8 protein-coding genes and 2 tRNA genes are annotated in these 14462 nt (G+C 35.9%); all 10 read right to left on the bottom strand.

The genetic code is table 11. The annotated features are described in order from the left end of the window. Positions 1–5: 5 nt before the first annotated feature. The 10 genes from ACZ2G0_RS05095 to dnaE all read right to left on the bottom strand — a co-directional run bounded on the left by ACZ2G0_RS05095 (position 6) and on the right by dnaE (position 14324). Positions 6–3344 carry a hypothetical protein gene (locus ACZ2G0_RS05095; RefSeq protein WP_470309286.1) on the bottom strand — a complete coding sequence of 1113 codons (3339 nt, stop codon included), beginning with the start codon at positions 3342–3344 and terminating at the stop codon, positions 6–8. Further along, positions 3344–3874: a DUF4402 domain-containing protein gene (locus tag ACZ2G0_RS05090; protein WP_470309285.1), complete on the bottom strand. Its 531-nt coding sequence runs from the start codon at positions 3872–3874 to the stop codon at positions 3344–3346. The genes ACZ2G0_RS05095 and ACZ2G0_RS05090 overlap by 1 nt, the downstream gene beginning before the upstream one ends. Before the next feature lie 56 nt (positions 3875–3930). Beyond that, positions 3931–4782, bottom strand: coding sequence for a fimbrial biogenesis chaperone (locus tag ACZ2G0_RS05085; protein ID WP_470309284.1), 852 nt, complete (start codon positions 4780–4782; stop codon positions 3931–3933). A gap of 187 nt (positions 4783–4969) precedes the next feature. Further along, entirely contained in the window at positions 4970–5419 is a 450-nt protein-coding gene (locus ACZ2G0_RS05080; protein ID WP_470309283.1) for a DUF4402 domain-containing protein, read from the bottom strand. A 1094-nt stretch (positions 5420–6513) separates the two neighbouring features. Further along, positions 6514–6587 (bottom strand) — tRNA-Asp (locus ACZ2G0_RS05075). 207 nt (positions 6588–6794) lie between these two features. Continuing rightward, positions 6795–6868: transfer RNA gene (locus ACZ2G0_RS05070), tRNA-Asp, on the bottom strand. 87 nt (positions 6869–6955) lie between these two features. After that, a complete protein-coding gene (locus tag ACZ2G0_RS05065) occupies positions 6956–7882 on the bottom strand; it encodes a DUF58 domain-containing protein (RefSeq protein WP_470309282.1) in 927 nt (308 codons plus the stop codon). Between the two features lie 161 nt (positions 7883–8043). Continuing rightward, positions 8044–8361 carry a thioredoxin gene (gene trxA, locus ACZ2G0_RS05060; protein ID WP_300285850.1) on the bottom strand — a complete coding sequence of 106 codons (318 nt, stop codon included), beginning with the start codon at positions 8359–8361 and terminating at the stop codon, positions 8044–8046. A 330-nt stretch (positions 8362–8691) separates the two neighbouring features. Beyond that, positions 8692–9612, bottom strand: a complete 921-nt coding sequence (locus tag ACZ2G0_RS05055) for an outer membrane beta-barrel protein (RefSeq protein WP_470309281.1) — start codon at positions 9610–9612, stop codon at positions 8692–8694. A 173-nt stretch (positions 9613–9785) separates the two neighbouring features. Continuing rightward, positions 9786–14324 (bottom strand): DNA polymerase III subunit alpha, encoded by a 4539-nt coding sequence (gene dnaE, locus ACZ2G0_RS05050; protein ID WP_470309280.1) that lies wholly within the window; start codon positions 14322–14324, stop codon positions 9786–9788. Positions 14325–14462: the final 138 nt, after the last annotated feature.

The raw sequence follows: 14462 nt of genomic DNA, 5'->3' as shown, positions 1-14462 counted from the left end.
AGGTATTACTTTTTACTGAAGTCATACCTGATACCTTCTTTATATTTTACAATGTAAGCATCTTTGATACCTTTATTGTTTATTTTAAATTTCATTTGTTTAGCCTCTTTAAATGTACTAAATTTTCCCGAAATGTACCTTATCAGGTCATCTTCAATCAACTCATAATACACTGGCTCAAAGTCCTCAAGACGGTTCGAAGGTACATAATTTTTAAACACCCCTATTTGTACACTGAAAAAATCCTCTTTGTTGTCAAATATCTTCCCGAATGATATATTCTTTTTAGTTACAACTTGATCATCAAACGTTTTTAAATCGCTATTTTCTTGTGGCTTATCTTGTTCTGCACTAGGAATAGAAGCATCCGAAATTTTCTTTCCATATTGATAGGTTACAATTGAAGTACTTAAAATCCCTCTGAATACCAAAGTATTTTTGGCAATAACAGCCCTTTCCATTGTTCGAAAAAAACCATAGTAATATTGTACTGTACCATCCGGTAAATCTTCATAAAAAACTTTATCAAGATTTTCTAACTTTTTCGGCAAAATATGATCTTTATAGACTCCTACTTTTATGCTATAAAACAATTCTTTAGTATCAGTAATCTTGTGAAGTGGCACGGGGCTCATCGAATCCAAATTTGTTTTCGCTTCCAATTGCACTATATTTTCTGGAACAACAATGGCATTATTTTGAGTTATTCCACTTGTTACCTTATCCTTTACTTTAAAGTTTAACCCTTCTATAATCGTTCCTTCTTCTGATATTTTAATAATAGTAGTGTGCACTAGTGGTAACGATTGATAATTTAGCTGTTCCAACTGTTCGCCGTCGATGCGAATTGTATAAACACCAGGTTTTAAACCTAGATAGTTAAAATACCCATCTGACTCACTCAAAGTTTCAGCAACTTTCACATTTTTGTCGTCATAAATATGAACTGTTATTCTACCTATACCCTTCAATTTATCCTCTGTATCCAAATAAACCATTCCACTTACTTCGCCCATAACCAAGATAGGCACCTCTACTTTTTTATATTGATTTGGATCAACTAAAACCTGATACGTGTGATGCTTAAATTTCCAAGAAATATTCTCTAAATCGGCATCTGAGAAACCAATATTATAATTCACAAAGGCATTTAGATCTGAAATCCTTACAATAGAATCTTTTTCACTGATTACAGCTTTACCTCCAGAAACTTTCACTTTACTTAATAACACTATTTTTTCGCCTTTATCACGTTTACCATTCTGATTAAGATCAAGAAAGGGATACATTAAAACACCACCTTTACTAAGAGCCGAATTATTCCCTTTATACACATAACCATTATCCCCACCAAACGTTAAACTTCCTTGTGCACCTTCCGTAAAGCTCATCATGTTATTGCTATTGGTGGCAGAAACATTAGTGCGCGCATAGGGTAAATCATACTTAAAGTTAAAAAACAGATTATTGCTCGCTTGCTGTACGTTCCGCTCAAAGGAAGCCGAAAAAGACATTTTGGTCAGACGCTTCTCAATATCTGCGCGGTATCTTATCATAGTAGCATCAGTTACATTGTATTGTAAGGAAGGGCGAACTGTGATTCCGTTGTGGAAACGATATGACAAGACAACAGTAGAACTAATAAATGGATCTTTATTGGAAATCCAATTGGATGATAAGGCAACGTTAGAAGAATAGTTTTTATAACGTCCAGAAAACACAGCATTAACCTGATTAAAATAAAAAGTATCATATCCATATTGGATAAAACTAAACTGAGTAGTACCTGAAATAGCATTTCTTTTAAAAGGTAGTGTTAACTGCACTTTTAATTCATCATTAGTAATATTGATAGTCGCTTTTTGACCCTTTACATAATCAATGTAATCAACCTCTAAAAAGGTACTTTGTCCAAAGTAATAATTCAACAATCCACTATAATACACACCGTTTGCATATTTCATTTTAAGAGACATTTTTGTAAATGGCTGAAATGCTACATTTGCAAAAGGGATTACAGGACGATCAATTATACTAGATACATATTCTACACCACCTCCAACAGTTAGTGACCTAGTAACACCATAATTAAATTCTCCACGTCCAAAACGACTTCCCTTATCATCCTCGACTACTGCTCCAGTAACATTATATTCCATGACATTAGCCGGCATGAAAGTATAGGGTGTGTTCATCGTTCGTTCTTCGATTCGTTCTTCACCTAATAATCCATAAAACTTTAGTCTCAAGGTGGTGTATCCGTATACAATTGGAACTTCAAAAACATATAAACCAGAAGCGTCAGCTGCAGTATAATTTACAAGCACATCATTTATATAGAGTTCAACAGTCCAATTGGGCTCAGTGTAATCTCTAATAATATAGGTTCCTTTGGCTTTCCTTAAAGTGTTTGGGGAATTATTAAAACTTGCTCCAACTAATGGAGCACCAAGAAAAGCAATACTTGGTGACGCTATTTTTCCAACTTGAGCTTGTTTTACAAATTTATTATCATTGTCCACCCAACGCCAGTTGTAATAAAGCTGTCTTCTATCAAATTTAGTTTGGTCAAAATAAGCAAAACCAACTTTGGCATCCCCATGCAATAATTCGGTACCAAGGCCAAGTGCATAATTATTTAATGACTTTTCTCCTGGTAGCTGATTTAAATTAACAGCCCAATCAACCGCCAAACCTTTTAGAAGATGGTAATTTCGACCTACGACAGTATCTGATTTTACTTCATTTTGAGACTGCAAGAGAGAGACATTTTGTCTAATTTTGTCAAGCCTTGCCTTTTTTACCAATGGCAGTTCAAAATTAGCATCCATTACAATGGACAAAGACCGATAATTAAACGCCATATTAAAACCAAATGCTTCGGCAAGAACAGTTGATTCAACATAGATAGCACCTGCTTCTCTAACAAAGCCATTCGGTGAATTAACACTGTTTTTTTCAACAGTAATTAGTCGTTCCTTAAAATCGATTATATAGGGACGAGTTTCATTTTCAATAAATCCTGTTAATTTGTCCCCGGCCTCACTTTTAACACACAATAGACCTAATTTACTAAACAAATCATTTACGTCAAGATAGATTCTATTTCTGTCTGTAATTAAAACATCAACTTCAATTTTTCCGTATCCTTTGATATAAATCTCAATAGGAATTTCATCCAAAGAGATAATCGGATCTAATTTTATTACTTTATTTATGGGGTTATCTGAAGCTTGAACAACGGCGCACATCATAAAACAAAAGAACAAAAAAACACCTGCTCGGATTTGATTACCAAACAAGCTATTGCTAGATTTTAATGTATTTAGCGTTTTTTGAACCATTATTGTTGGGTAAAAGTCATTGGAAAACTCCCAATATAAACTCCCTGAACAGCATTTGCAGGTACAATAAGAGTACCTCCCGCTCGGAGTATAGTAGTAAAGGTACAATTGGTGTCAACGGCAAAACTGCTTCCATTAGTTAACACATCACCTAATCCATCACGTTTAGCTTCTCCTATAAGAAGTTCTAACTGCCCTCCATTACTTCCGTTAATATTTACAGAGTAAACATTACTTAAAGTAACCGTTCTACCTTGACATAGTTTGATTTCAAATACAGCAGGAGTTACACTACTCGTATTTACAGAAACCACACCACCGGTTGTTGTAACATTTCCTTGAAAATCTACTTTTATTGTTCCCGCTCCAGTAACATAAAACGTACCAAAGTCAATGGGTTGCGTGGGAATAGCAGTTATCTCACGTTGTGGCAATCCGGGTTGCGCACTTGAAACATTTATAAAAAGAAAAAACATTGCTAATGAAAGCAACGTAAATAAGTAATAATTATTTCTTTCTATATTTATCATTTTTAACGCTATTTACTACACCATAAAAACAGAACATCTCTAAAGTATCTTTTTTTTTAAAATTTCAAATCAGCTTCGGCAAGTATTTTTTTACTTTCGTTTTCAGTAAAAACAACTTTAAACGAACCGCCTTTAGTGGTGACACCATCGGGCATATTTAACTTAATACTCATATTTCGAACAGCTCCTGGAACATAAAGAGCAATACCCTTTACAACACCTACCTCATAGATTTTTTTACTGGCTGTTATAAAACTTACAGTAAAATCTCCATAAGTAGACATATTGCCATTTCGATTCAATTTAAAATTCAAAAAATCTTCTTTGTCTTTATTTTTGGAATATACAAGATCCGAAACGGATAAAGTAGAAATATCTTGACCTTTTCGCACTATACACGGTATCGAAACACCAAAAATTGCTTCCAATTTTACTGAAACTACTGCTTCTTTGGCTTTACTTGCTTTACCTAAGGCCGTTTTTTCAGGTTCAGCTCTAAAATACAAATGAGAACGATACTCTCCATCAGCAAGACCATCTGTGTTATAGGCTTGAACCTTAAGGGTTTGCGACTCATTAGGCCCTAAGGTTACCACTCGAGGATAAATCCTAACATAGGGAGAGGCAAATTTTAATCCTGGCTCTTCGTCAGTTATTGATTCTAATTCGCCGCCTTCGTGCATCTTGTATTCTATAAATGATATATTGTATACAGCACTATCTTTACCCGTATTTGAGAGCACAAGTTTTTCTGTCCTTTTCTTTCCATCTAAAACTAGTCGCTTTGGGTATATTAACAAATTACCTTGAGCAAATACTGAAGTTCCAAACGACATTAAAAAAACCAAAAAAAGCAAGTACCTAAGTACTCGCTGAGATAGAAAACAAGATTCACCCTTTGCATTCATACTTTTATAATTTAAATTTTCGAGTTATGGATACAACAAAAACCCAAATGCACAACAGGTTGTAGCATTTGGGTTTCTAATTAGTAAATAACTTTTTAGTTGTAGTTGATTGTCACTTTCAAATCAGTGGTATTTGTGTATACACCAGGTAATTGCGCTCCAACTAAACTTAGCGTTCCGCCTACTGTTATATCTTGTGTACCACTCTACCAGAAGAAACAGTTGAAAGTGTTCCTGATGTTCCTGGTAACCCAATACTGTTTGTAATACTTGTAACTTGCATGACACTAGATGTATTGGTATGCGTTAGTGTAATAGCAGTTGGAATACTGATAGAATACCCGTATCCAGACATACCTGTAACCGTAAATTTTGCCGAAGTTACAGTACCAGCAGCTGCTGCTGAAAATGAAGCACCACCTGTTGCTGATCTTGTATTGTCAGTGGCCAAAATAACAGTACCATTCGTACCATTTGTTGAAATATCACCAAAGTTCATATCAACAATTTTTGTAATTGCAATTGGTGTAATAATTGTTGCAGTAGCAGTTGCAACTGGACTAACCACAGCTTGAGCATTTGTATTTGTAGTAAATGCTACTATTGCAACAAAAACTAATAAAGTAATTTTTTTCATAATAATTTAGGTTTAAAGGATATAATTGGGCTATGTTTTGTTTTTATGACAGTAATAATGTTCAAAGATTAGATATATAATTTCAATTAAAAAAAAATTAACTAAAAAAAGCATATTTTATCGACGAACGACACTAAATAATATTTTTTGAAAGTTATTTCTTTCTAATCAATACAATAAAAATAATAAAGCAAATAAATTTTAACAGTGTGAAAGAATAGATGCCTTTTTTAAAATTATTACTAATCTCAAACACACTTCCAAGTTGTTTCTGTTTTTAATTTCTATGAATCCAACCACTTATACGATAGAGCTTAGCTTGCGTCTTTTAATGCTGCTTACAAAACAGCATGAGTGATGCGATACACTATTTCTTAAATGGTAGCACATGGATGTTCTCAAAGAAAGACTTAAAAAAACGAATACCCAAATGAAACTAAATAAAATACAATACGCTACTATCTAAAAACGCTACTAAAGATAAATTAAGTAGTTGAGAACCCTACTTAATCCACTAGTAAAACAATACTAACAAACCTGACCTAATCCAAAATAAAAATCATTGGATTGCTTTACCATCTATATTCAATTGAAAGGAGGGCACGAGGAATCAAGAACTGATCAACTCCTTACCATAGTAAAGCCAAGTACCGACTACCATTTACAGCCTTTACAACTGATTAGGTTGTACTACAATACAAGTGCACAGAAAAAATGGTAAAAATTCGAAACTCTATAATTAACAACGCGAACTGCACCTACTCCCTACATCTAATTATAGGAGACTATCCACAAACATAGCAGTATTGATTTATACAAAAAAAGAAGTGAAAATTTGGATTGATCCCAACCATGGACAAAGAAAATCACTGATTGAACTAATACTAACACAGGGCTCAACGAAGCACATGATGCCCACTAATCAAAAAAGCCATCCATTTCCTGAATAAATTCAGAACACATGGAAAGCTTTTCATTGGTCTAACTACTAAACCCGCTACGAGTTACAAATTCGTAGCAAACAACACAACTAACGTTAAATACTTTTAGGGACAAAAAAGCGATTCATCACTGAATCGCTTTTCCCTATGTAGCGGTCTGGACGGGACTCGAACCCGCGACCCCCTGCGTGACAGGCAGGTATTCTAACCAACTGAACTACCAGACCCACTCTTTATTATGACTACAAATTTGTAGTTTGTATGAACTTAATTACTCTTTAAAAAAGCCATCCACCTTGTAGTGGAAAGCTTTTCATTGGTCTAACTACTAAACCCGGCTAGCTTACAAAGGCTAACCAAACAACACAACTAGCTTTAGATACTTTCTTGGGGCAAAAAAGCGATCCATTTCTGAATCGCTTTCCCCAATATTGCGGTCTGGACGGGACTCGAACCCGCGACCCCCTGCGTGACAGGCAGGTATTCTAACCAACTGAACTACCAGACCTACTGCTTTATTGCGGTGGCAAAGATACAATGAATTTCCGTTTACGCAAGTGTTTTGAGTAAAAAAAACAAAATATTTTCAAGCACTTTAGCCAAAGTTTTGTTTCTCAGCTAAATATGTCATTAGTATTTTCTCAAAATTATCACCTACATTAACAGGAACGTATTTAATTTTGTTTTGACTACACGTCATCGCCACTTTTTTAAAGTACAAAGCCGCTTGTTTTTCATATTCTTCCTGGACATTATCTGCGTAAATAGAGACTTCTTCACCTGTTTCCACATCTATAAACTTACGAGGCGCATTATCAAAATCAAACTTTAGCTCAGTTGCTCCATCAATCACATGAAACAAAATCACTTTATGCTTATTGTGTTTTAAATGCTGCAATGCCGTTAATAGCTTTTCATCATCGCCCGTTTGAAACATATCCGTAAACAAGATAATCATCGAACGGCGGTGAATTTTCTCCGCAATTTGATGTAAATAGGTGATCGTATCTGTTGATTTCTTTTCTTTTGACTGTGTTAACAATTGCTCGAGTGCATTGAGAATCATTCGGTGGTGACGATCACTTCCTTTTTCAGGAGCGTAATATTCGTAACTATCCGAAAAGACGCTTAAACCTATAGCATCACGCTGTTTCTTGAGCAGATTCATCAATACTGCTGATGCCAACACTGAAAACCCAATTTTACTTTCGTAAAAGTTCTGACTCCCTTTTAGTTTAGGATAATGCATCGACGAGGAATTGTCCACAATGATATGACAACGCATATTAGTTTCCTCTTCAAATCGTTTTGCATACAAGCGATCCGTCTTAGCAAATAATTTCCAATCGATATGCTTGGTACTTTCGCCAACGTTATACACCTTATGCTCTGCAAACTCTGCCGAAAATCCATGAAACGGACTCTTATGCATACCCGAAATAAATCCTTCTACTACCTGGTTTGCCAGTAATTCTAGATGCTGAAAACTAGCTATTTTTTCTACTTGCGATTCGATCTTCATAATCCAAATATATTAAAAGATTAAATGAATTAAAAGAGAGACGGCTGATATTACTGATAGCCACCTAAATAAAACCCACAGCATAAAAAAAAGGTTTGACTATTGCCAAACCTTTCATCTGAATTTAATTAAAAATCCTATAATAAATTATAATCGTACGATTACAACAAAGCGTCTAAACTATCTGCGTAGGTTTGCTTAGGAGCAACTCCTACTTGCTTCCCTACTACTTCACCGTTATGAAAAACCAATACTGTTGGTATGTTTCTCACTCCGTATTTTGCAGCAAATTCTTGGTTCGCATCAACGTCAATTTTACCAACTACGACTTTTCCTTCGTATTCCGTACTTAATTCGTCAATGATTGGTCCAACCATTCTACATGGTCCGCACCATGCTGCCCAAAAATCTACCATTACCGGTTTATCTGATTTCAAAACTACTTCTTCAAAAGTAGCATCTGTTATTGCTAATGCCATAATATCTTTATTTAATGTTTATTGTTTTATCAATTTGTAAAACAGTCTGACAAAGTTAAAAATTAAAAATAAACTAGCCACCATAGCCGAATTAGTTTTAATTATAAACTTATCATAAATAACTATCAAAATTGCAAATAAGGGCTTTGTTTATGACTTTTTGGAGCTATTTCCTGCTATTCGCTCTATCTTTTTACAAGATACTTAAAAAAGTATCTTGTAAAAAGGATGCCGCTACTATCAGGGCTATTACCCGCGATTACCAAAACTAGTTCACAAAAAAAAAGACCTTCTTTTCAGAAGGTCCCTTTATAAAAAATTTACTATTGATTATAGACTGTATTTCAATCCTAAAGTCAATCCTAATCCACTAATCCCAACGTAAGAGCTTAATTCATCTGTTGGTTTAGTACTATCTACACCATTTGGATTTGTTAATGAACTATTAGAGTTTACATCTAAGCGATCAACATAATTAGTATTAATTTGCGCATTAGTTCTTGTCGCTAAAGTACTTTGTCCATTTTGAGTGTACTCAATTGTCTCTTTACTTTTTCCATGAACAGTGAAATTACGGTACTCCAATTCTGCGAAAGCAGAAAGATTTGTAGTCAATTTATAAGATGTACCAAGAGTAGCCATGAATCCTAAAGTTGGATTTGGCTTCACCTTATCTACACTACGAACAGCTACAGTAGCTGGACTAGCAACTCCCGTTGGTGCTATAGCATCAGTTGTAATTTGTAAATCACCATGAATAGGAACAATAACACCTACTTTAGAATACGGTTCAAATCCATTATGCTCTCCTAAGAATAATACTAAGGCTGGAGCCACATCAAATGCAGTAATTTTACCAACAGATTTGAAATTGAAGACAGGTCTACCTCCTGACACAAATATAGCATCAGTAGTTGTTTGTGCCATAGTTTTATCAGTACTAGAGTAATAGTTCACACCCATTTCAACACCTATTCGTGTATTAAATCTATATCCTGCAGTCAATCCAGTTCTGAAACCTTCTCCGAAAGACCCAGTAACACTTTCTTCAGCAACTAATTTTCCACCTACGTATGTTCTGCTTAATGGCAAATTTCCTCCCACAGTAGGGAATTCAGTTGCAGCAGTTTGGGTAAAATAAGACCCTCCAACTTTAAAGTACCAGTTTTCTTTTTTTGTATCTTCTTTTGCTTGCCCTAGCATAGCCATAGAGCAAACCATCATTCCTGCTAGGATTAGGCTCTTTTTCATAATGTATTTTTTTACTTGTTTTTATACAAAGCTACTTATATTCCTAGTATTTCTGTAAGGAAATAAACCTATAAAGAACGATTTAATAAATCTGTAATTTTAAATACACATACCTTAATTTTGCACGATTTTTTAACTAAAAAAACACCAAAACCACCTCTTATTAACAAACACTAATTCAGCTTAAAGTTTATTTGCATTTTCTCTAGCTCGTGCAACAACTCATTTGATATTTTAATTTTTAATTTTCGGCTAGGCATCGTCACCTTTGTAACCACTTTGATTTCCTCTACTTCCGTTACTTGTACTGATTTTATTGGTTCTTCGTCTAACGAGTCCGTTTCGTCATCCGCTGTATCAAAAACAGCATCTTCATTTTCATCAACTTCAGAAACGGTTTCAACTAGTTTTTTTACTTTCTCTAATTCCATTATTTCAAAGCTAACTTGATTGTCTCCTTTGTTATCGAAAAACAAATGTCCTAATTTGTGGATAAAGCCTGTTTCTAGATCATTAATATTAAGTAAAACAATCAATTTTTTGGCAAAAGTCTCCAAAACATCTTGCAAGTACTGCACTAAGGCAAATTGAATTCGAGGCTCACTTTTTTTACCTGTATCTTGATTGACCCAACCGTCCTTGACCACAACCTTCATGAAGGTAAAATTGTTTTGAATGATAAAATGACGGAACTTCAGGTACTCTTCACCAAAAATCCTAAACTCATAACTCTCATCATAACCCTCTAAGGTAAACATTCCCCAACCTTTTCCGTTTTTGGCCACACGGTGCTGAACATTGTTAATGATCCCTCCAAAAGCAAGTGTTTTACCAACATATGCTTCAAGATTCTTTAAGGCTTCAAGCTTCGCATTACAAAAATGCTTCATCTCAAATTTATAATCATCCAATGGGTGTCCTGAAATATAAATTCCAACTACCTCTTTCTCCTTAGCTAGTTTTTCCATGGTGCTCCAGTCCTCGCAAGGCGGCACGATTGGTTCGGCGATTTGCACATCGCTACTTTCACCAAACAAACTCACTTGCGATGAATTTTCATTCTCTTGGTATTTCGCTCCATAGCGGATTGCTTTTTCATAAAAAGTAATTCCGTCTCCTTCATCATGAAAATATTGTGCTCTCGTAGTTCCTAAAAAGGAATCGAAGCCACCAGCTAATGCTAAATTCTCAATTGCTTTTTTATTCGCAGCTCTCAAGTCAATTCGCTTGGCTAAGTCAAATATAGATTTGTATTTACCGTCCTTTCTATTCTCTACAATAGTTGCCACCGCACCGGAACCAACACCTTTAATAGCGCCCATTCCAAAACGAACTGCATAATTATCATTAACCGTAAATTTATAAAAAGACTCATTTACATCCGGACCTAATACTTGTAACCCCATACGCTTACATTCTTCCATAAAAAACGATACTTGCTTAATATCACTCATATTATTGGATAGCACTGCAGCCATATATTCCGCAGGGTAATGCGCTTTTAAATAGGCTGTTTGATAAGCAATCCAAGCATAACAAGTTGAGTGCGACTTATTAAAAGCATAACTTGCAAATGCTTCCCAGTCCTTCCAAATTTTCTCCAAAATTTTAGCATCGTGCCCTTTGGCAGCAGCCTGTTCCACAAACTTTGGTTTCATTTTATCCAGAACCTCTTTCTGTTTCTTACCCATCGCTTTACGCAAAACGTCGGCCTCACCCTTAGTAAAATCAGCTAATGATTGCGACAAAAGCATCACCTGCTCTTGGTAAACTGTAATTCCGTAGGTCTCACCTAAATACTCCTCACAAGCATCTAGATCGTATTTGATTTCTTCCTCTCCGTTTTTTCTTCTAACGAAAGAAGGTATGTATTCCAATGGTCCCGGACGATACAAGGCATTCATGGCAATCAAATCTCCAAAAACCGTTGGTTTCAAATCCTTCATGTATTTTTGCATTCCAGCCGATTCGTATTGAAATATACCAACCGTTTCTCCACGCTGGAACAACTCGTATGTTTTGACATCATCGATAGGAAAAGTATCCGGATCCAATTTGATTCCGGTGCGGTATTTCACCAACTTAACCGTATCTTTTATCAAGGTAAGGGTTTTCAAACCCAAGAAGTCCATCTTTAACAATCCCGCACTCTCAGCCACGGAGTTATCAAACTGGGTTACATATAAGTCCGAGTCTTTTGCTGTAGTTACAGGTACGTAATTAGTAATGTCCGAAGGCGTGATAATTACTCCACAGGCATGAATACCGGTGTTACGCATGGAGCCTTCTAAAATTTTTGCTTGCTGAATAGTTTCTCCTGCTAAATCATCCTCCTTTGCGATAGCGATCAATTCTTTGACCTTATCGAATTCTTCTGATGACTTCAGGGATTTTTTAACATCATCTTCGCTCTCCGAAATAAAACGAGCTAGATTCCATTTAGACGGCATCATAGCCGGAATCAACTTCGCAATTCTGTCTGCCTCAAACAAAGGCAAATCCAGTACACGCGCCGTATCTCGAATAGCTGACTTGGTCGCCATTTTACCGTAGGTAATAATTTGTGCTACTTGATTAGCACCATATTTTTTAATTACATAATCCATTACACGACCTCGACCTTCATCATCAAAGTCAATATCAATATCGGGCATGGACACACGATCCGGATTCAAGAAACGCTCAAAAAGCAAATCGTACTTAATCGGGTCAATATTGGTAATTCCCAGACAATACGCAACGGCAGAACCCGCTGCCGATCCACGACCAGGACCTACCGACACATCCATTTCACGGGCTTTGGCGATAAAATCCTGAACAATCAAGAAGTACCCCGGATAACCAGAGTTGGAAATGGTCAACAATTCAAAATCCAAACGTTCTTGAATGGCTGGCGTTAATTCTCCATATCTTTTTTCGGCACCAACCATCGTTAGGTGTCGTAAATAGGCGTTTTCACCTCTTACTCCGTTGTCAACCTCATCCTCGGGATTAACAAACTCCTCTGGAATATCATATTTAGGAAGCAATACATCCCGATACAAAGAATAAATTTCAACTTTATCTACGATCTCCTGAATGTTGATAATTGCATCCGGCAAATCAGCAAAGAGTTTTTTCATCTCTTCATCTGATTTGTAATAATACTCCTGATTAGGCAAACCATAGCGGTAGCCACGACCCCGACCTATTGGCGTAGCCTGCTTTTCACCATCTTTTACACACAGTAAAATATCGTGTGCATTGGCATCTTCTTTATTTAAATAATAGGTATTGTTAGTGGCAATTAGTTTTACCTCATGTTTTTGAGCAAACTCAATTAAGGTTTGATTTACTCTATTTTCATCCTCTTGATTGTGGCGCATGATTTCAAGATAGAAATCGGCTCCAAATTGGGCTTTCCACCACAGCAACGCTTCTTCAGCTTGATTTTCACCAATATTTAATATCTTACTCGGAATCTCTCCATACAAGTTTCCAGAAAGGACCATAATATCCTCTTTGTATTGCTCTACGATTTTCTTATCGATACGAGGTACATAATAAAACCCATTAATATTGGCAATGGAGGCCATTTTAGCTAGATTATGGTAGCCTTTTTTATTTTTAGCCAGCAATACAACTTGGTAACCATTGTCTTTTTTAGATTTATCCAAATGGTTTTCGCAAATATTGAACTCGCAACCTACTATAGGCTTCATTTCGGTTTCCGTAGGTTCTTCTCCACTTTCGACTAGAGCTGCATTTTTGGCGGAAGCCGATTTGTTATGATTCATAACCGCACTCACAAAGTGAAAAGCACCCATCATGTTTGCCGTATCGGTCATGGCCACGGCTGGAAATCCGTTTTTGGCTGTAGCCGAAACTAAAGGACCAATACCAATGGTAGATTGTAAAACCGAAAACTGTGTATGATTGTGCAAATGTGCAAATTTGGCTTCCGCCAAAACTTTTTTATTCTCTAAAAGTTCGCTTTTAGATATTCCCGTGTTTTGGGTATCACCAAACTGTTGTCTGATCCTATCCGAAGCTTGTTTTAAATTGATATGTTTTAAACCAATAAGCTGAATCTCTCTTGGATTCTTTGATTGGAAATCTTGAAAGTAGGAAGCGGGAACATCCAACTCTTCTTTGGTAAAAATTTCTTTCCGAATCAGTTCTAAAAAACAGCGTGTAGTTGCCTCCACATCGGCAGTGGCATTGTGCGCTTCTGAGAATGGTTTGTTAAATAAAAACTGGTGCAACTCCGTCAAAGTAGGCAGTTTAAACTTACCCCCTCGACCTCCAGGTAATTGCAATAATTTTGCCGTCACCTCAGTACAAGTGTCTAAAACTGGCATTGTAGCCATGGGCGAATCAACAGCCATACGGTGAAATTCTGCTCCCATGATATTTACATCAAAACCTAAATTTTGGCCCACAATAAATTTTGACTTACTTAATGCGATATTAAATTTCTCTAAAACTTCGGCAAGCGAAATTCCTTCAGCAGCTGCTAATTCAGTCGAAATACCGTGAATACGCTCGGCATCATAAGGTATATTGAACCCATCAGGCTTAATCAAATAATCTTGATGCTCGATAAGGTTTCCCATCTGATCATGCAATTGCCATGCAATTTGAATACAGCGGGGCCAGTTAGCCGAATCAGTTATAGGAGCGTCCCAACGCTTTGGTAATCCAGTAGTTTCAGTATCGAATATTAAATACATAGTTGTAATTGAGCAGGTTGCAACTTTTAGTTTTTACTAAAAAGGAACTTCAAATTTAGGTTTTTTTAAAGCCAATGTAAAGGGGAAGTTATTAACAAATAGATTGAATTGCTAAGGCATGATTTTAAGATTGAAATC

The sequence above is a fragment of the Flavobacterium sp. KKT103 genome, from assembly GCF_055640565.1.
Note: the sequence above shows the minus strand (reverse complement) of the source record. Positions and strands in the feature narration are given on the sequence as shown.

What these genes read in the sequence shown, in the direction of transcription:
- ACZ2G0_RS05095 (WP_470309286.1), bottom strand. Translation starts at nt 3,344, where the DNA reads ATGGTTCAAAAAACGCTAAATACATTAAAATCTAGCAATAGCTTGTTT.
- ACZ2G0_RS05090 (WP_470309285.1), bottom strand. Translation starts at nt 3,874, where the DNA reads ATGATAAATATAGAAAGAAATAATTATTACTTATTTACGTTGCTTTCA.
- ACZ2G0_RS05085 (WP_470309284.1), bottom strand. Translation starts at nt 4,782, where the DNA reads ATGAATGCAAAGGGTGAATCTTGTTTTCTATCTCAGCGAGTACTTAGG.
- ACZ2G0_RS05080 (WP_470309283.1), bottom strand. Translation starts at nt 5,419, where the DNA reads ATGAAAAAAATTACTTTATTAGTTTTTGTTGCAATAGTAGCATTTACT.
- ACZ2G0_RS05065 (WP_470309282.1), bottom strand. Translation starts at nt 7,882, where the DNA reads ATGAAGATCGAATCGCAAGTAGAAAAAATAGCTAGTTTTCAGCATCTA.
- trxA (WP_300285850.1), bottom strand. Translation starts at nt 8,361, where the DNA reads ATGGCATTAGCAATAACAGATGCTACTTTTGAAGAAGTAGTTTTGAAA.
- ACZ2G0_RS05055 (WP_470309281.1), bottom strand. Translation starts at nt 9,612, where the DNA reads ATGAAAAAGAGCCTAATCCTAGCAGGAATGATGGTTTGCTCTATGGCT.
- dnaE (WP_470309280.1), bottom strand. Translation starts at nt 14,324, where the DNA reads ATGTATTTAATATTCGATACTGAAACTACTGGATTACCAAAGCGTTGG.